17 protein-coding genes are annotated in these 17104 nt (G+C 60.4%); 8 read left to right on the forward strand and 9 right to left on the reverse strand.

Annotation, left to right across the window (positions count from 1 at the left end):
• Positions 1–71 precede the first annotated feature (71 nt).
• Complete coding sequence (locus J3P96_RS13565) at positions 72–1232, forward strand: alkene reductase (RefSeq protein WP_434657947.1); 1161 nt, start codon at positions 72–74, stop codon at positions 1230–1232.
• A gap of 134 nt (positions 1233–1366) precedes the next feature.
• Here J3P96_RS13565 and J3P96_RS13570 read toward each other — a convergent pair whose 3' ends face one another.
• On the reverse strand, positions 1367–1957 hold the full coding sequence (locus J3P96_RS13570; protein WP_434657950.1) for a TetR/AcrR family transcriptional regulator: 591 nt from the start codon (positions 1955–1957) through the stop codon (positions 1367–1369).
• Positions 1958–2057: 100 nt separating this feature from the next.
• Between J3P96_RS13570 and J3P96_RS13575 the strand changes: the two genes are divergently transcribed.
• Together J3P96_RS13575 and J3P96_RS13580 are read left to right on the forward strand one after the other, a co-directional pair.
• Positions 2058–2816: an SDR family oxidoreductase gene (locus J3P96_RS13575; RefSeq protein ID WP_434657952.1), complete on the forward strand. Its 759-nt coding sequence runs from the start codon at positions 2058–2060 to the stop codon at positions 2814–2816.
• A gap of 36 nt (positions 2817–2852) precedes the next feature.
• Positions 2853–3587: an NADPH-dependent F420 reductase gene (locus J3P96_RS13580; protein WP_434657955.1), complete on the forward strand. Its 735-nt coding sequence runs from the start codon at positions 2853–2855 to the stop codon at positions 3585–3587.
• A 44-nt stretch (positions 3588–3631) separates the two neighbouring features.
• Here J3P96_RS13580 and J3P96_RS13585 read toward each other — a convergent pair whose 3' ends face one another.
• On the reverse strand, positions 3632–4546 hold the full coding sequence (locus J3P96_RS13585; RefSeq protein ID WP_434657957.1) for a LysR substrate-binding domain-containing protein: 915 nt from the start codon (positions 4544–4546) through the stop codon (positions 3632–3634).
• A 150-nt stretch (positions 4547–4696) separates the two neighbouring features.
• Between J3P96_RS13585 and J3P96_RS13590 the strand changes: the two genes are divergently transcribed.
• Positions 4697–5707: a zinc-dependent alcohol dehydrogenase family protein gene (locus J3P96_RS13590; protein ID WP_434657960.1), complete on the forward strand. Its 1011-nt coding sequence runs from the start codon at positions 4697–4699 to the stop codon at positions 5705–5707.
• A gap of 49 nt (positions 5708–5756) precedes the next feature.
• On the opposite strand, the gene J3P96_RS13595 is transcribed toward J3P96_RS13590, so the two are convergent.
• The 6 genes from J3P96_RS13595 to pstS form a co-directional block, all read right to left on the reverse strand.
• Entirely contained in the window at positions 5757–6377 is a 621-nt protein-coding gene (locus tag J3P96_RS13595; protein WP_434657963.1) for a hypothetical protein, read from the reverse strand.
• Complete coding sequence (locus J3P96_RS13600; RefSeq protein WP_305501063.1) at positions 6377–7075, reverse strand: hypothetical protein; 699 nt, start codon at positions 7073–7075, stop codon at positions 6377–6379. The genes J3P96_RS13595 and J3P96_RS13600 overlap by 1 nt, the downstream gene beginning before the upstream one ends.
• 95 nt (positions 7076–7170) lie before the next feature.
• Positions 7171–7932 (reverse strand): phosphate ABC transporter ATP-binding protein PstB, encoded by a 762-nt coding sequence (gene pstB, locus J3P96_RS13605; RefSeq protein ID WP_025214260.1) that lies wholly within the window; start codon positions 7930–7932, stop codon positions 7171–7173.
• Between the two features lie 75 nt (positions 7933–8007).
• Positions 8008–8919, reverse strand: coding sequence for a phosphate ABC transporter permease PstA (pstA, locus tag J3P96_RS13610; protein ID WP_305501065.1), 912 nt, complete (start codon positions 8917–8919; stop codon positions 8008–8010).
• Complete coding sequence (pstC, locus tag J3P96_RS13615; protein ID WP_305501066.1) at positions 8919–9884, reverse strand: phosphate ABC transporter permease subunit PstC; 966 nt, start codon at positions 9882–9884, stop codon at positions 8919–8921. The genes pstA and pstC overlap by 1 nt, the downstream gene beginning before the upstream one ends.
• Positions 9885–9958: 74 nt before the next feature.
• Positions 9959–10990 carry a phosphate ABC transporter substrate-binding protein PstS gene (gene pstS, locus J3P96_RS13620; protein ID WP_434600770.1) on the reverse strand — a complete coding sequence of 344 codons (1032 nt, stop codon included), beginning with the start codon at positions 10988–10990 and terminating at the stop codon, positions 9959–9961.
• Between the two features lie 188 nt (positions 10991–11178).
• Between pstS and ppk2 the strand changes: the two genes are divergently transcribed.
• Positions 11179–12096, forward strand: coding sequence for a polyphosphate kinase 2 (gene ppk2, locus J3P96_RS13625; protein WP_434600769.1), 918 nt, complete (start codon positions 11179–11181; stop codon positions 12094–12096).
• Between the two features lie 309 nt (positions 12097–12405).
• Positions 12406–13164, forward strand: a complete 759-nt coding sequence (locus J3P96_RS13630; RefSeq protein WP_434657966.1) for a hypothetical protein — start codon at positions 12406–12408, stop codon at positions 13162–13164.
• 13 nt (positions 13165–13177) lie between these two features.
• Here the strand turns inward: J3P96_RS13630 and J3P96_RS13635 are convergent, their stop codons facing one another.
• Positions 13178–14611, reverse strand: a complete 1434-nt coding sequence (locus J3P96_RS13635; RefSeq protein ID WP_434657967.1) for an HD domain-containing phosphohydrolase — start codon at positions 14609–14611, stop codon at positions 13178–13180.
• 111 nt (positions 14612–14722) lie between these two features.
• Here J3P96_RS13635 and J3P96_RS13640 point away from each other — a divergent pair, with 111 nt between their 5' ends.
• Both J3P96_RS13640 and J3P96_RS13645 read left to right on the forward strand, forming a co-directional pair.
• Positions 14723–15484, forward strand: coding sequence for an alpha/beta hydrolase (locus J3P96_RS13640; RefSeq protein ID WP_434657968.1), 762 nt, complete (start codon positions 14723–14725; stop codon positions 15482–15484).
• Positions 15485–15541: 57 nt separating this feature from the next.
• Complete coding sequence (locus J3P96_RS13645; protein WP_434657970.1) at positions 15542–17101, forward strand: GMC family oxidoreductase; 1560 nt, start codon at positions 15542–15544, stop codon at positions 17099–17101.
• The last annotated feature ends 3 nt before the right edge of the window (positions 17102–17104 follow it).

Consider the following 17104-nt stretch of genomic DNA (forward strand, 5'->3'; position numbering starts at 1 on the left):
TGTTGCCGCGGGAGACGTCGCAAGTCTCCCGCCCTTATCGCGCCGATAGCTCGGCACCAAGGGATATTGTTATGAAATACAGCTCGCTGTTCGAACACACCTCGCTAGGCCCACTGACGCTGAAAAATCGCATCGTCATGCCGCCCCTGACCCGTCAACGCAGCGGCCAGCCCGGTGACGTGCCCACAGCCCTCATGGCCCGCTATTACCAACAGCGCGCGAGTGCCGGCCTGATCATCAGCGAAGGCACCCAAATCGAACCCCGTGGCAAGGGTTATGCCTGGACGCCGGGCATTTACAGCCAGGCGCAGATCGATGGCTGGCTCACCGTCACCGAGGCGGTTCACGCTGAGGGCGGGGTGATTTTTGCCCAGCTCTGGCATGTCGGTCGCGTGTCACACAGCGCACTGCAACCGGAGAACGCCGCCCCTGTCGCACCGTCGGCGATCCAGGCGAAAAAGGTCAAAGCCTTTATCGAAACCGGTCCCGGCACCGGCACGCTGGTCGAACCCTCCACTCCGCGCGAGCTGAGCGTCGCCGAGATCAAGGCGCTGGTCGAACTCTATGCCCAGGCCGCACGCAACGCCCTGGCGGCCGGTTTCGATGGCATCGAGATCCACGCGGCCAACGGTTATCTGGTCAATCAGTTCATTTCCGCCCATGCCAACCAGCGCACCGATGAATACGGCGGCTCGCTGCACAATCGCCTGCGGTTCCTGCGCGAAGTGGTCCGGGCCGTCAGCGCCGTGGTCGGGCCCGACCGCGTGGGCGTGCGCTTCACGCCGCTGTTCACCAGCACTGAAGAAGACCGCGTGTACATCGGCTTCGTCGAGGACGACCCGCACCAGACCTACATCGAAGCCATCAAGGTGCTTGAGCAGGCAGGCATCGCCTACCTGTCGATCGCCGAAGCCGACTGGCCGAATGCGCCGGACCTGCCCGAGGTGTTTCGGCGCGAGGTGCGAAGCACCTTCACCGGCCGCATCATCTATGCCGGGCTGTACACCGCTGGCCGCGGGGCGCGCCTGATCGAGTCGGGCCTGGCCGATCTGGTCGCATTCGGCCGGCCGTTTATCGCCAACCCCGACCTGCCCCAGCGTATCGCCAATGGTTGGCCGCTCAACGCTCTTGATGCCACCGGACTGTACGGCGGTAATGAACAAGGATTCACCGACTACCCGCGGTATTCCCCATCCACAGTTGAACGCGAGGAAGCGGCCCCGGCGTTCTGACTCTACTGATTCATGAACCGTGGCGAGGGAGCTTGCTCCCGCTGGGCTGCGTAGCGGCCCTTTTGTGAGCGCCGCACATTGGAACGCCAGCCCCTCCCTCCCCACGGGTTTGCCGACGCCTTGAGGTTTGGAAACTAGTCATTGTCCCTCTTCAGGCTTTCAGGGCTGCCCGCGCACAGGCCATCCATGACCAGGTCCATCAACCTGGAGAAACGCGGGTGCCATTCGCTCTGGCAATCCATTTGCCAGATTCCGGCAGTGGCCAGGAAAAAGTCGTCGCTGGTCACTCCGCTACGAATCGTTCCAGCCTTTTCGTTAGCCCTCAAGAGCAATTCTGCCGCCGCCAGCATCGGCGCGTATCCCGACTTCCCCGGAAACTCATAGGCAGAAGCGGCCTGGCGTATCGCACTCGCAAGTCCGGCCTTGGTCATCGCATATTCGGCGAGGCAGTCCATCCATTCCCGGAGGGCTTCCTTCGGCGGTTTCGTGGCGAGCAGTTGTTCCGCCAACGAAGCCACCTGCTGCATTTCGAATTGATAGACCTCGAATACCAATTTTTCGCGGGTGGCGAAGTGACGATAGAACGTGCCCTGGCCTACCCCGGCTTTCTTCGCAATCGTGCTCAGCGGGACCGCGGGATCGAGGGTCAGCTCTGTCACGGCCACCTCCAGTATCCGTTCACGGTTTTTCTTGGCGTCGGCGCGCATCACCAATTCGTCAGGCATAAGCAACAATTTTCCTTGAATGCATTGCTAAGCGGACAGCTGTCCGGTACGTTGCGTAAGTGGACAGCTGTCCGCTTGAATAACATCACTGGAGTTTACTATGAACCGCACTGGCAACACGATCCTGGTCACTGGCGGCACTTCAGGCATAGGCCTTGGCCTTGCGCTCAGGCTTCACGAGGCGGGAAACAAAGTGATTATCGCGGGACGTCGCAAGGCGCTGCTCGATAAAGTCGTGTCGGAACATCCGGGTATCGAATCGATATTGCTGGATGTCTGCGATCCACAATCCATCCTGCATGCCAGCGAAACCCTTGCGATCAGCCATCCGAACCTGAACGTCCTGATCAACAACGCAGGCATCATGCAATGGGAGGACCTGACTGCGCCGGACAATCTGAGCACCGCCGAAGATATCGTGACCACCAACCTGCTCGGCACGATTCGCATGGTGTACGCGTTTACGCCGCATCTGATCAAACAGCCCAGCGCAACGATTGTGAATGTCAGCTCCGCCCTGGCATTCGTCCCGCTGCCGGCGACGCCGACCTACAGCGCAACCAAAGCGGCCGTGCACTCCTTTACTCAAAGTCTTCGAGTACAGCTGGAGGCGTCTTCGGTCGAAGTCATCGAGCTTGCGCCGCCGGGTGTGCGTACCACTTTGCTTGGGCAGGAAAACGACGAACACGCCATGCCCCTGGAGCAGTTCCTGGATGAAATCTTCGAACTCCTCGCCATCACCCCGACGCCACAGGAACTTGTCGTCGAGCGCGCCAAGCCATTACGGTTTGCCGAAGCGGATGGTACACATGACGAGGTTCTGAAAATGCTGGCGGGATACAAAGCGCCAGCTGAATGATGAAATTTTGATAACTTTTTATGCGAGGCCATCGAAATGAAGATCGGAATTATCGGCGCGGGAAACATTGGAGCCACCCTTGCCCGCAAGCTCGCTGCGTGCGGCCATGAAATCAAGCTGGCGAACTCGAAGGGCCCTGAAAGCCTACAGAAACTCGCCAGCGAAATCGGTGTAAAGGCAGTGACCAGGGAAGAGGCTGTGTCTGGGGTGGACGCGGTTATCCTCTCGATCCCGTTCGCAAAACACCCCGAACTCGGGCAGGCATTCAGTAACGTCCCTGAAAAGACCGTCGTCATCGACACCTCCAATTACTATCCAGGCCATGACGGGGCGATCAAGGACGTCGATGCCGGCAAGCCCGAGAGCATCTGGGTCAGCGAACAGCTTGGCCGCCCGGTCATCAAGGCCTGGAACGCCCTGCTCGCCGCCACGCTCGCCGACAAAGGCCAGCCAGCCGGGGCCTCAACACGCATAGCGTTACCTGTGGCAGGGAGCGATCCCGCCGCTTTGGCGGTTGCGCAGGATCTCGTCGAGGACACCGGCTTTAGCGCATTTGCCGCTGGCAACCTTGATGACTCTTGGCGTCAGCAGCCAGGTACACCGGCTTACTGCACCGAGTTGACATTGCCGGCGTTGAAATTGGCGCTGGACGCGGCTGACAAAACCCGGGCGGCGCAAAACCGCGACGCGTTGATCGCCAGGTTCATGGCGCCCGGCAGTCAGCTTTCACATGAACAAATCGTTGCCTTGAATCGCGCCATGACAGCCTGACTGTCTCGTATGTCCTGGCAGGGCTCAAGATGTTCCTGGCCGCTCTATCGTTCCAACCACTCGGGATGAAGCTGAACAAAGTGCGCTTGCAGCCATTCGAGAAGAACCTGCACTTGCGGCGCCAGGTGCGTCCGGCTTGGGTATAGCAACGACACTGGGCGAGGAGCTGGTCGAAAGGGTCTTAGAATCTCCACCAAAGCGCCGCTTTCCAGATACCCGGCCACAGCGATGCCCGGCGCCTGGATTATTCCGAAGCCCGACACACCGCACTGCACGTACGCATTCGATTCAGTGACGGTGATGGCGGGGTTGCTTACAAACGCTCGATCCTGGCCTTCCACCATGAAATGCCAGGGCAATGGCCTGCTGCTCTGACCGGACAAGAAGTTCACGCCTCGATGGGCGACCAAGTCGCCAAGTGTCTCGGGTTCGCCGTGCCTGGCAAGATATTCGGGCGCCGCGCACGTCACCATTGTCGCCCATGCAACGGGGCGAGCGACTAATGTCGAGTCCGGTAGATCGCCTATGCGCAACGCACAGTCTATGCCCTCTCCTATCAAGTCAACGGCTCGGTCGGTCACGCCCAGTATCACGTTGATGCCAGGGAAGGTGCTGGTGAACGCTTTCAGGCTTCTGATGAAATCCATTTGCGCGAAAGCGGTCGGGATATCGACGCGAAGTCGGCCCGTAAGCTTTGCCCCGGTGCGGTCGAACATCGAAGTTGCGGAAGAAATGTCCGCAAGAATCTCCTGTACCCGCCCATAGAATCGCTCGCCCTCGGCGGTGAGCGCCACCTTTCTGGTCGTGCGCTGGAAAAGGCGCACACCCAATGATGTCTCCAGCTCCTGAATGGAACGGGTGACCTGCGGCCGCCCTATATCCAGCGACTCGGCAGTTTTTGTGAAGCTGCCGAGTTCGGCAAGCCTGGCGAATAGACGCATTGATTGCAGCAATTCCATGATGTCAGGTCCTGGCGAACGCTATTGTTGCCGCAGAATATAACAATCATGTCTTTTTTCACGCATTTATTGCGCCGCTCCAAAAGCGAACCATGTACACAAGGCGAACCCTCTGCGGTTTGCCGTCACTGACTCGTTTGGAGATTCACAATGAAAGCCTGGCTATTGAAAGACTTCGGACTCGACAATCTGCAACTGGAAGAGACGGCTACCCCACGCCCGGGGCCCGGCGAATTGCTGGTCAAGGTTGGCGCTGTCTCGCTCAATTTTCGCGACAAGGCCATCGTTGACGGCATTTATGAGCCGCATAAGGTGCCCAAGCCCCTCATTCCCGTAAGTGATGCGGCCGGAACAGTGGTCGCACTTGGCGATGGTGTGACGCGCTTCAAGATCGGTGATCGGGTCAACTCGCACCTCTACTCCCGTTGGCTGGATGGCGAGCCCGGACCCAATGAGCCGGATTACTGTTTTGGATCACCATTGCCCGGTGGCTTGGCCGAATACATGATCATCCATCAGGAAAGCGCCGTGGGTGCGCCCGACAACATGAGCGATGAAGAGGCCGCTACGCTGCCGATTGCCGCGCTCACGGCATGGTATTCACTGGTGGACTTCGGGCAGATTGAGCCTGGACAAACCGTATTGGTCCAAGGCACTGGCGGTGTGTCGATATTTGCCGTGCAGATCGCAACTGCGCTCGGCGCCAAGGTGATCGCAACGTCGAGCAGCGACGAAAATCTGCAAGCTGTGAAGGGATTGGGGGCCGTAGCAGGCGTGAACTACAGGACTACGCCAAACTGGGCAGACGAAGTGCTGAAGCTGACCGAGGGTAAAGGCGTGGATCTGCTGCTGGATGTGGCCGGAGGCAGCGGCATCAATCAATCGATCGCAGCGACCAAGGCATCCGGGCGGATTGCGCAGATCGGCTTTTTGACCGGCCAGACTGCGGAACTCGAACTGATGCCTCTTATCTTTCGCCAGACAACCATTCGCGGTATTGCGGTGGCGCCGCGCTCATCGTTCGAGCGGATGAATGCATTTCTCAACCAACACAGGATTCGCCCAGTGATCGATCAGGTGTATCCGTTCGAGAAAGCCCGGGAAGCTTACGAGCACCTGGCAAAAGGAGCATTTGGAAAGGTTGTAATCAAGATCGCCTGAACCACTGAGGCGCCACCATGGCGCCTTTTTGCGGGCAGGCCGCATCGCATCAAGACAAAGAGGCTTCCGCGCGTTGCTGCGCGGCTCCTTTGGGCCTGAACATCTGCTGCCACTCAAGCTGCGCCTGGACAACAGCCACTGCCTCCAGCACCTTCTGTGCCCAGCCCTCGTCCTGCGGATGCACCACGACAACACGAAAGCCATGGTCATCGCCTTCGAGCTGCACGCCTTCCGAGTCATCGACATGCAAGTCGATATCGAATGCCGGCGGGTACTTGGAGGGTGAGTTCTCCAGCCCATGCACCGTCAGGGCACGGTTGTGCAGGACGCTGTTGACCACACCGTCGACGCGGATGCCGTACAGCAGCAGCCAACGGCGGATATAGGACGGCGTGCGGCCGGACGAGGTGTAGACCCAGATACTGCAATCCTGGCGGCGCAGTTCCCGGATCAGCGAGCGGGTGCCCCTGCGCAGCGGCTCACCCAGCCAACGGTGAATGCAGGCCGGAAGCCGGCTTTGCTCGACTTCGCAATGGTGGAGTTGGCAGGCGAGTGTGTCATCGATATCAAACGAAATCCGTATGCGCTGGCGCTTGAACAGCTGCGTCGGCAATGCGCCGCGGATGGCCTGCCCTACCCGGCTGCTGAATGTTCTGCATTTGACGTCCATCAATGGCCACCTTGGGAAAGCGGCAAAGACTCGCCTTTGAGAAAAAACTTCATTGGGTCGGGTGCCTGTTCTTCCAAAAACGCTGCGTATTTTTTCTTGATCTTGGGCAATTCGTACAACGCCTTGACGCCATGCTTGGCAGAGTTGCGTATCACCGAGGATGGGTTGAAATAGCCTTCGGCATTTTCCAGTGTCAGCACAAACGGCGGCAAGCCCGCGCGCATCAGCAGATAGCTGACAATAAGCGACCCACTGCGGTTGTTACCTTCGATGAACAACTGTGGCTTGCTGAGAATCCGTACATAGACGCCTGCCGCGCGCTTCCACACCGACTCGCTGCGATAGGCACAATACCAGTTGTACAAATCCTTGATGCCTCCTTCAACATTGTTGAAGAAATGCGCCTCGGTCGCTGCCAGGTGATGGGCGTATTCCAACCGGCGCGCCGGGTCCCGGCCGCAGAGCACCGTGGCGTTGATCTCCAGCATCAGGTTCAGTTGCTGCAGATCGAACAGGTCGACGCCGCGGGCAACATATTCGTCAACCAACGCATAACCTTCAAGCACATTCTGCAGCACTTCATCGGTCAACGGGTCACGCGGCTCGGTGAAGTGCCGGCTGAGCTGGGCGAAGCGGTCCTGCACTTCCCGTAGTGCGCGTTCAATCGCTGGCAAATCAAGGCGATGCGTAGCAGGCATTGGTGCTCCTTGGAAAACGCTTGGTAAATGTCTACCGGATGCCCGCCAAATCCATTTGGCTTCTGCAGGGATGCGGCCTTGACCTGATGTGTGGCTTAGCTGAACTTGCCGCTGATGTAATCGCCGGTCATCTGTTCACGCGGGTTGTCGAAAATCTGCGTCGTCGGGCCCATCTCGACCAGATAACCGGTGCGCGTGCCCTGGGAAATATCCACCGAGAAAAACGCCGTGGTGTCAGCCACGCGGATGGCCTGCTGCATGTTGTGGGTCACCAGGGCGATGGTGTAGTCCTTCTTCAACTCGACCATCAGCTCCTCGACCCGCCGGGTAGCGATCGGGTCGAGTGCCGAACACGGTTCATCCAACAGCAGCACTTCCGGCTCGGTAGCGATGGCGCGGGCAATGCACAGGCGCTGTTGCTGGCCGCCGGAGAGCGACAGGCCGCTGACCTTGAGCTTGTCCTTGACTTCGTCCCACAGCGCGGCGCCTTGCAGCGCATGCTTGACCCGGTCACCGATGTCGCCCTTGTAGCGGTTGAGGCGCAGGCCGAACGCGACGTTGTCGAAAATGCTCATCGAAAACGGGTTCGGCTGCTGGAATACCATGCCGATGTAACGGCGCACGACCACCGGGTCAACACCCTTGCCGTAGACGTCCTGTCCGAGGAAATGCACGTGGCCTTCGAAACGGAACCCTTTCACCAGGTCGTTCATCCGGTTGAGGCTGCGCAGCACGGTGCTCTTGCCACAGCCGGAAGGACCGATGAACCCGGTGATCTTGTTTTTCTCGATCGGCACATGGCTGTCACGGACCGCCATGAAGTTGCCATAAAAAATCTTGTCCAGTTTGCAGTCCATGACTACAGGTGCCTGGGTGACAAACGGAGCGGCTATTTGCGCAGTGGATACGTTCAAGATCAGATGCTCCCGTTCTTAATACTTGGGCTTGCCGAAAATACGGCTGATGATGTTCACGAACAGCACGATCATCACCAGCACCAGTGAGGCCGCCCATGCGAGCTCGAGCTGGTTGTCGAAAGGCATCCCGGAGAAGTTGTAGATCAGCACCGCCAGCGAGGCCGTCGGGTTCATGACCTCGAGATTGCCCTGGTGGTAAATCCAGTAGTTGCTGAACAGCGCGGTAAACAGCAGCGGCGCGGTCTCGCCCGCGGCACGTGCCACGGCCAGCATGACGCCGGTGAGGATGGCCGGCATGCCGGTCGGCAAGACGATTTTCCAGATCACCTGGGAGCGGGTGCAGCCCATGCCATAGGCGGCATCCTTCATGATCTTGGGCACCATTCGCATCGACTCTTCCGCCGTCAGCACGACGATCGGCAGCATCAGCACGGCCAGTGCCACGCCGCCCGCCGGCGCCGAATACGTACCGGTGGTCATCACCACCAGGGCGTAGGCGAATACCCCGGCCAGGATCGACGGCAGGCCGGTGAGCATCTTCGCGGCAAACCGCGCGGCGTTCCCCAACTTGCTGTCCGGCCCCAGCTCAGCCAGGAAGACGGCGGCCATGATGCCGATCGGCACCGCGATGGCTGCCGCGATACCGACCATCACGAAGGTACCGGCCATGGCGTTGCCGAAGCCGCCACCCATCTCGAAGCCGGTCGGTGGCAGTTCGGTAAAGACTTCCAGGTTCAGGCGCGCGCCACCACGGGTGATCAGCATGTAGAGCACGGAAATCAGCGGCACGCTGGCAAGCAGCGCGCCCGCCCAGACCAGGGTGGTCAGGATCAGGCTGCGCAGTGCGCGGCCTTCGAACTTGCGCTGCAAGCTGGGCATCGCGCCCGCTGGCGCGGTCAAGTCTGTTGCTGCAGTGAGGTCTGTCATCACTTATTACCCCGTTGGGCATACATCATGATCATCGAACCAAAAATGTTCACGATCAGCGTAATCAACATCAATACCAGGGCCGCATACATCAACACCTCGATCTCGTTCGGCCCGGCCTCGGGGAAGTTCAACGCCAGCAGGGCAGCAAGCGTGTTGGCCGGAGCAAACAGCGAGAGGGAAATGTTGTTGGCGTTGCCGACCAGCATGGCCAGCGCCATCGTCTCGCCCAGGGCGCGCCCGAGGCCCAGCACCAGGGAACCGAATATGCCGGTGGCGGCAGAAGGCACCATCACCTTGAGAATCGCTTCCCAGTGAGTCGTCCCCATGCCGTAGGCGGCCTGCTTGGTTTTCATCGGTACGCCGGTGAGCGCATCCTGCGAAACGGCGGCGATGGTTGGCAGAATCATGATCGCAAGCACCAGCGCCGCCGGCAGCAGCCCGGGCCCGCTCAGGGACGTGCCGAAAAAAGGTATCCAGCCGAGTTCGCTGTTCAGCCAGGTTGTCAGCGGTCGGATCGCCGGGATCACCACGTAGATCCCCCACAGGCCATAGACCACGCTGGGGATGGCCGCGAGCAGTTCGACGATGGTGCGGAAAATCGCCGCGAGCTTGGGCGGCAGGAAATCCTGGGTCAGAAAAATTGCCATGCTGACGCCGAAAAATCCGGCGATCAACAGCGCGATCAAGGCGCTGTAGAGCGTGCCCCAGATAGCCGGCAGGATGCCGTATTTGCCCTGGTTGACGTCCCAGACGCTGCCCAGGAGCACGTCGAAACCGTGTTTCTCCATGCCGGGAATTGCCTTGCGTCCCACCTCGAACACCAGCGCAAATACCAGCGCCAGAATCAGCACCACGCCGATGCGCGCTAGCGCACGGAAAGTGCGATCAACCAGGAAATCCTTCGTCGAGGGTGGCTGGCAGGCAGAGTCCGGATTAACCGGTACGACAAAAGGTTTGTTCATGGGCTAAGTCCGGAACAGGGGGAAAACTCTCCCGGCGTGGCGCGGAGGCACACACCGAGAGAGACCTCACGGTGTTACTGAATGTTGGCGGATGCCTTGCGAACCTGCTCGACGACCGACGCCGGCAATGGGATGTAACCCATCGAATCGGCAATCTTCTGCCCCTCGGTCAGGCTGTATTCGACCATTTCACGCATGGCCTTGGCCTTGGCCGGGTTGCCGTTGTCCTTGCGGAAGATCATCCAGGTGTAGGACGTGATCGGGTAGGACTTGGCGCCGTCCGGATCCGGCAGCCAGGCCACCAGGTTTTCCGGCATCTTCACCGCCGCCAGCGCCTCTGCACCGCTCTCGGCGTTCGGCACGACGTAATTGCCGGCCTTGTTCTGCAGTTGGGCGAAGTCGACCTTGGCGAGCTTGGCGAAGCCGTATTCGATATAGCCAATCGCGCCTGGGGTCTGACGCACAGTCGCGGTCACGCCATCGTTTTTCGGCGACTTGATGAACTTGTCACTGGCCGGCCAGTTGACGGTGTTGCCCTCGCCCAGCGCCGTCTTGAACTCCGGGTTGATGGTTGCCAGGTGCTTGGTGAACACCGCGGTGGTACCGCTGGAGTCCGCACGTACAACGACGGTGATCGGCGTATCGGTGAGTTTCAGGTCCGGGTTGGCGGCAGCGATCTGCGGATCGTTCCATTTGGTGATCTTGCCCAGGAAGATGTTCGAGTACACATCGCGTGGCAGCTTGAGGCCCTTGGGATTGCCCGGCAGGTTGTAGGCCAGCACGATTTCACCGGCGGTCATCGGCAACAACTGCACGCCTTCGGCAACCTTGGCGATGTCTTCCTCTTTCATCGCCGAGTCACTGGCGGCGAAATCAACGGTCTTGTTCAGAAAGTCCTGTACGCCCGCACCGCTGCCCTTGGATTGGTAATCCACGGTGACACCGTCGGATTTCTTGCTGAAATCCTTGAACCAAGTCAGGTAGATCGGAGCTGGAAAACTCGCCCCAGACCCCGTCAGACGGACGTTCTCTGCAGCGAAGGACGCCGAGGTGGCACAAAGAGAAACCGTAACGGCGAGCGCAGCAGACTTCATCAAACTTTTCATTAAAAGAAATTCCTTGTGATGACGGGCCGGGGAACTCTGCAACATTCTTGTTACGGTTTTATGAATGCGCAGTGGCAAAGTGCACTTATGTCCTTCAGATATCGCCTACACCATGGCGGCGGTTGTAATCGCCTCGTAACAAATTACGACTAACACTTCGCCATCTCCTACGACGCGAGCCCACAACCATGTCCTCGACAGACGACACCTTGATACAGCGCATCCACCGTGAACTGCTCGATCACAGCGATGAAGAACTGGAGTTGGAGCTGGCCGAAGACGGACACGACCTGGATGCCCTGTTCGATGGACAGGCTCCAGAAGGGTCAGAAAAAGAAGCCCGGAGAATCTATTTCAGCGAACTGTTCCGCCTGCAAGGCGAACTGGTGAAGTTGCAAAGCTGGGTGGTCAAGACGGGCCACAAGGTGGTGATCCTCTTCGAAGGGCGCGACGCTGCCGGCAAAGGCGGAGTCATCAAACGTATCACCCAGCGCCTCAACCCTCGGGTCTGCCGGGTGGCCGCCCTGCCCGCCCCGAACGACCGCGAACGCACCCAATGGTATTTCCAGCGCTACGTTTCACACTTGCCGGCCGCCGGTGAAATCGTCCTGTTCGACCGCAGCTGGTACAACCGCGCCGGCGTCGAACAGGTCATGGGCTTTTGCAACGACGATCAGTACGAAGAATTCTTCCGGACCGTGCCCGAGTTTGAACGCATGCTGGCCCGCTCAGGCATCCAGCTGATCAAGTACTGGTTCTCCATTTCCGACCAGGAACAGCACCTGCGCTTTCTCAGTCGTATCCATGACCCGCTCAAGCAATGGAAACTGAGCCCCATGGACCTGGAGTCCCGGCGGCGCTGGGAGGCGTACACAAAGGCCAAGGAGATCATGCTGGAGCGCACCCATATCGCCGAGGCGCCATGGTGGGTCGTGCAAGCCGACGACAAGAAAAAAGCGCGACTCAACTGTATCCACCACCTGCTCGGCCAGATGCCCTATGAAGAAGTCGAGCTCCCGGTGATCGAGCTACCGGAACGCGTCAGGCAGGAAGACTACTTCCGCAGTCCGACGCCGCCGGAAATCGTCGTTCCTCAGGTTTATTGAGATAACCGGATGGGGTGCCCTGCGCCGGGCGCCCCCTTCTATCGCCTGACATGTTCCTGTCAGCCTCCCGTCACCCTGACGTCAGATCGTCCCGCCTAAAGTAACGCCAGGATTGTTCCTGCGGCGCCAGCGCCAACCTGTGGGAGCGAGCCTGCTCGCGAAGACGTCAGCACATCCCATAGCGATGCAAGCTGGACCGGCGCTTTCGCGAGCGGGCTCACTCCCACGGGGTCCTGGCTTGAGCAAGGATTTGAATCCGCCGTTGTTCTTTTGCTGGAGCCCTTGTCATCAGCCGGAAGGAGACACGCAATGAACCACCCTGACGGGCACGACAGCGCACTTGACCACTTCGTCTGGCCGATGACGCCAGACGGCATTCTGAGCCGCAGAGACCTGTTGCTTCGCCTGGGCGCTGAACAGCAACTCATGGCCGCACAGGACCCTGTGTGCAGGCGCGACCAACGAGACTACCTGCTTTCACTGATCGATTCGGCCCCGACACTGAACCATGGCGCTGAGCACCGTTCAGGCTTCGACGCCCAGCGAATGCGTAATGTCATCAGCGAAGCGGCCACGAAAAGCCATTGGGGCAAGCCTTCAGGAGGTCGCCGAACGCAGGGCATCGCCGCCCACTACGATGCGCAGAGCTACATGGCCGCGGTACTCGATGTCGAGCTGAGCGACGAGGGTCGCCTGATTGTGCATGACACGGTGTTTGTCGCGGACCTGGGCGCTGTAGAAAACCCCGGCCGCCTGCGCGCTCAGCTGGAAGGCGCGTGCCTGATGGGCGTCGCGTTCGTGGCCTCTGCTGAATTTGGCGCGACGGCCGCTGATCTGTGCCCGACCCTCGCGCAGCGGCCCCGCTGGCCACTCGTCTCATGGTTGCCAGGGCACATCGCGGTACACCTGATCAACCCCACGGGTGTGCTCCAGGCCCGGCAGCCCAGCCAGGTGAGCTACGTACCCGTCGTCCGGGCCTTGTGCAATGCAATCGGCAAAGCCTCGGCCAACCGCACCAGCGATTTGCCGTTCAGAAGCCGGTTGCTCGAAAGAACGGGCGGACGTTAAGTCACTGCCGGCTTCAAATCAAACCCAGCGTCAGGGCCTTCAGCGTCGCCGCCGCCCGGGTGGTGCATTGAAGCTTGCGGAACACGCTTTCGACATGGGTGCGCACCGTGCTCGGGCTGATACCCAGCTGGCGCGCCACCTCTTTGTTGCTTCCCCCGGTACTGATGCGCCGAAGAATCTCGGTTTCACGCTCGGAGAGCAGTCCACCGCCCGGCTTGCAGGCTGTCATTGTGGTCTCCCCGCGTGATGCCGCCATTACCGCCTGGCAGGCCCGATGATCGAACCGTCCCTGATCCGCCTCGGCCAACAACAGGCAACTCGCTTCGTCGTGACTCAAGGCCGGCCGCCACGGCCGCTCGCTGAGCATCGCCTGCCAAGCCAGGGCCGCGGCGAGCAAACGATGTTCGGTTTGCAACGTGTCGCCGCCCAAGCTGCGGAAATAACCGCTGCCATCCAGGCGCTCATAGGCATGCGCCGCCAGCTGACCCGGCACCGCCAGGGCGGGTATCTGGCCACAGGCTCGCGATGTCCAGTAAGGCACCAACCGCACTTGCTCAAGATCCCCGTCGAGCAAGGCTCCCGGTGTATTCCAGAGGCGATTGGGCACCGCCGCGCGGCCGATGCCATGGATCAGCGCCGCTTGACCGAGATGGTCAATGGCCGGCGCCGACAGCCCAGAAAGCCTGGCGGCCTCTCGAACCAGCTCCGAGGCACGTCGCGAGTACCCCGCCAGCCACGGCAGCTTGAGATCGATCACATCAGCAACCAGGCTCAACGGCACCTGTGCCGTGGCGACCTGCGAATCAACTGACTGCGGCGTGCGCAGTTGATCCAGCCAGTCTTCGGCGTTTTGCAGCATTTCAGTGGCAAGCGCTGTCGGATAACGGCGATCGCGCTTGCTGGCAATCCATTGCAATGCGCTCTCCAGCCCATGCGTACGGGACAGAATCTCCAGATCCCCCGCCAGCAACACCTGATAAACCACCTCCGGCACCTGCGGATGTCGCAGGCCGGATGGCCTTCCCTCACCGTCGTATTGCTCGAACACATGACGCAGACCCTGTTCGACTTCGGTCTTCAATCCCAATGTGTGAGCGATATCACCGGACACTTCGCAATGAATCTGTGCCAGCGGCGTCGACCGGCGCATCGCCCGCTGTCCCGCTTCGCTGAGGGTATGCGTCAGCATTGCGTTGCGGCCCTCGACGTCATCGCCCAGCAGCCGGGTGAAGCCCTCGGCATTGGCGGTGCAGCCTGACCAGCGCAGCAAGGCCACCTGGCGTCCGGTCTCGGTGTGCTCGCCAGCACCGTTGCAAGTCTGCGCGAGCATCTGCACCAAGCGGGCGGTGCGACGCGACTGATCGAACGGCTGGCCCATGCTCAGGTCGCCGACCATGGACAACGCCAGGATGGCGTCTTCCACCCCGATACAGTCAGCTGTCGTCATCTCGTTACCTCCATGTATCTGATTGAATGTTGATGGCCTCGGATAAACGACCGATACCCGGGCCGCCGAGTATCGCCGAAACTGCGCTCACCCCAAACAGGAGATCGCATCATGTTCAAACCCAAGGCCCTTGCCCTCACACTCGCCATGACCGGTTCATTGTTCGGCGGCGCCGTCCATGCCGCGCCACAACAGCCTTCAGTCGTGATCGTCCATGGCGCTTTCGCCGACGGCTCCGACTGGGGCAAGGTCGTCCCGCTGCTGCAGGCGGAAGGCATCAAGGTCACCGTCGTACAAAACCCGCTGACTTCGCTGGCTGACGATGTCGCCGCCACGCAGCGTGTACTGAACAACCAGGAGAGCGACGTCGTGTTGGTCGGCCATTCCTGGGGCGGCACTGTCATCAGCGAGGCCGGCACCGACAAGAAAGTTCGCAGCCTGGTGTACGTCGCCGCGTTTGCTCCGGATGCCGGTCAAGCCGTCAAGGATCTGGGCAAGGAATACCCGGCTCCATCCGGCGTGAAAGACATCGCCGCCGACAAGAACGGCTTCCTCTACATGACCACCGAGGGCATGGCTCGCGGTTTTGCCCAGGACCTTCCCCCAGCACAAACCGCGGTAATGGCCGCGACGCAAGGGCCGATCCGCGCCTCGGCCTTCGATGACAAGACCAGCGCCGCTGCCTGGAAAGGCAAGCCGACCTGGTACGTCGTGGCCAAGGAAGACCGGATGATCCAGCCGGACCTGCAAAGGGCTTTCGCCAAGAAGATCGGTGCCAAGGTCAGCGAAATCGAAGCCAGCCACGTGCCACAGCAATCACGCCCGGCAGACGTCGCAAAAGTCATTATCCAGGCTGTACAGAAGAGCCAGTAACCCAAGCCGCTGCTGCGCTGAACTCGACAACAATTAGCCTGCAAAGGAAGCCCGCTCATGCCCGTGAATCCCGCCCTGAAGAAGCACCATTACGACTTTATTGTCTGCGGGGCGGGGACTGCCGGTTCCGTCGTTGCAGGACGGCTGGCCGAGAATCCCGAGGTCCAGGTATTGCTCATCGAGGCCGGCGGCGGCGATGAGCATCCACATGTGCTGGAACCGCAGCATTGGCCGTTGAACCTGGGCAGCGAGCGCGATTGGAACTTCGTCGGTGCAGCCAACCCTCACCTCAACGACAGGAAGATGCCGCTGAACATGGGACGCGGGTTGGGCGGCGGGTCCAGCGTCAATGTCATGCTGTGGGCCCGAGGTCACAAGAACGACTGGGAAGACTTCGCCGCCGACAGCGGCGATCCTGCTTGGGGCTACGCCTCGGTCCTGAAGATCTATCAACGCGTGGAAGACTATCGGGGCATCGCCGATCCGCTGCGTCGCGGCAACGGCGGACCGGTTCATGTTGCGCCTGTCCGGGACGCCCAACCGATTGCCAACGCCATGCTCAGTGCAGCTGCCGCAGTGGGTATCCCCACCTTTGAAAATCCCAACGGCGCCATGATGGAGGGCCGCGGAGGTGCGGCCTTGAACGATCTCATCGTCAAGGATGGCCGGCGTCATTCGATCTACCGCGCCTACGTCGCTCCACGCTGCGGCCAGCCCAACCTCACCGTCCTGACCGATACGCTTGTCAGCCGGGTGCTCTTCAGCGACCAACGCGCCATCGGCGTGCAGACCATCAGCAATGGCCAGGCCGAGTGCTTCTACGCCGAACACGAAGTCATTCTTTCGCTGGGTGCGGTCAACACGCCCAAGGTCCTGATGCAATCCGGCGTGGGGCCGGAGGATGAATTGCAGCGCCATGGCATTGCGCTCGTCCAGCACCTGCCCGGCGTCGGCGCCAACCATCAGGACCACGTGTCCTTTGCGGTTATCTTCGAATACGCGAAGCCGCAACCGGTGGGTTACGGCGGCTCGGAGGCGACGCTCTACTGGAGCAGCGAAAGCGTCTTGCATCTTCCGGACATGTTCCACTGCCAGGTTGAATTTCCAGTGCCCAGCGCAGAGACCGCCGCACTCGGTGTTCCCGCCCATGGCTGGACGATGTTCGCTGGCCTTGCCCACCCGCAAAGTCGCGGGCGGATCACGCTCAGCGGCCCGGGTGTGAGCGATGCTCCGATCATTCAGCCCAACACCCTGTCGCACCCGACCGATCGGCGCAACGCCCTGGAAAACATTCGTTTCGTCCAGGAACTGGGCGCCCAGACGCCGTTCAAGGGCTTGGTAAAGGGCGAAAGCCTGCCTGGAAAACTGCACACCCAAGCGTTGGAAGACTATGCTCGCAACGCTGCGGTGACCTACTGGCACCAGTGCGGTACGGCAAAGATGGGCCGGGACGCGATGTCCGTGGTGGACAGTCAATTACGCGTCTACGGAATCCAGGGCCTGCGCATTGCCGATGCGTCCATCCTGCCCCATGTCACGAGCGGCAACACGATGGCGCCCTGCGTCGTGATCGGTGAGCGGGCCGTGGAAGCTATCCGCGCCACCTGTGAGCTATAAGCC

The sequence above is a fragment of the Pseudomonas sp. R3-56 genome (assembly GCF_051132075.1).
Lineage (GTDB): Bacteria > Pseudomonadota > Gammaproteobacteria > Pseudomonadales > Pseudomonadaceae > Aquipseudomonas.

Bases quoted from the DNA above. Each gene is read 5' to 3' on its own strand.
- J3P96_RS13565 (WP_434657947.1), top strand. From the start codon at position 72: ATGAAATACAGCTCGCTGTTCGAACACACCTCGCTAGGCCCACTGACG.
- J3P96_RS13570 (WP_434657950.1), bottom strand. From the start codon at position 1,957: ATGCCTGACGAATTGGTGATGCGCGCCGACGCCAAGAAAAACCGTGAA.
- J3P96_RS13575 (WP_434657952.1), top strand. From the start codon at position 2,058: ATGAACCGCACTGGCAACACGATCCTGGTCACTGGCGGCACTTCAGGC.
- J3P96_RS13580 (WP_434657955.1), top strand. From the start codon at position 2,853: ATGAAGATCGGAATTATCGGCGCGGGAAACATTGGAGCCACCCTTGCC.
- J3P96_RS13585 (WP_434657957.1), bottom strand. From the start codon at position 4,546: ATGGAATTGCTGCAATCAATGCGTCTATTCGCCAGGCTTGCCGAACTC.
- J3P96_RS13590 (WP_434657960.1), top strand. From the start codon at position 4,697: ATGAAAGCCTGGCTATTGAAAGACTTCGGACTCGACAATCTGCAACTG.
- J3P96_RS13595 (WP_434657963.1), bottom strand. From the start codon at position 6,377: ATGGACGTCAAATGCAGAACATTCAGCAGCCGGGTAGGGCAGGCCATC.
- J3P96_RS13600 (WP_305501063.1), bottom strand. From the start codon at position 7,075: ATGCCTGCTACGCATCGCCTTGATTTGCCAGCGATTGAACGCGCACTA.
- pstB (WP_025214260.1), bottom strand. From the start codon at position 7,932: ATGGACTGCAAACTGGACAAGATTTTTTATGGCAACTTCATGGCGGTC.
- pstA (WP_305501065.1), bottom strand. From the start codon at position 8,919: ATGACAGACCTCACTGCAGCAACAGACTTGACCGCGCCAGCGGGCGCG.
- pstC (WP_305501066.1), bottom strand. From the start codon at position 9,884: ATGAACAAACCTTTTGTCGTACCGGTTAATCCGGACTCTGCCTGCCAG.
- pstS (WP_434600770.1), bottom strand. From the start codon at position 10,990: ATGAAAAGTTTGATGAAGTCTGCTGCGCTCGCCGTTACGGTTTCTCTT.
- ppk2 (WP_434600769.1), top strand. From the start codon at position 11,179: ATGTCCTCGACAGACGACACCTTGATACAGCGCATCCACCGTGAACTG.
- J3P96_RS13630 (WP_434657966.1), top strand. From the start codon at position 12,406: ATGAACCACCCTGACGGGCACGACAGCGCACTTGACCACTTCGTCTGG.
- J3P96_RS13635 (WP_434657967.1), bottom strand. From the start codon at position 14,611: ATGACGACAGCTGACTGTATCGGGGTGGAAGACGCCATCCTGGCGTTG.
- J3P96_RS13640 (WP_434657968.1), top strand. From the start codon at position 14,723: ATGTTCAAACCCAAGGCCCTTGCCCTCACACTCGCCATGACCGGTTCA.
- J3P96_RS13645 (WP_434657970.1), top strand. From the start codon at position 15,542: ATGCCCGTGAATCCCGCCCTGAAGAAGCACCATTACGACTTTATTGTC.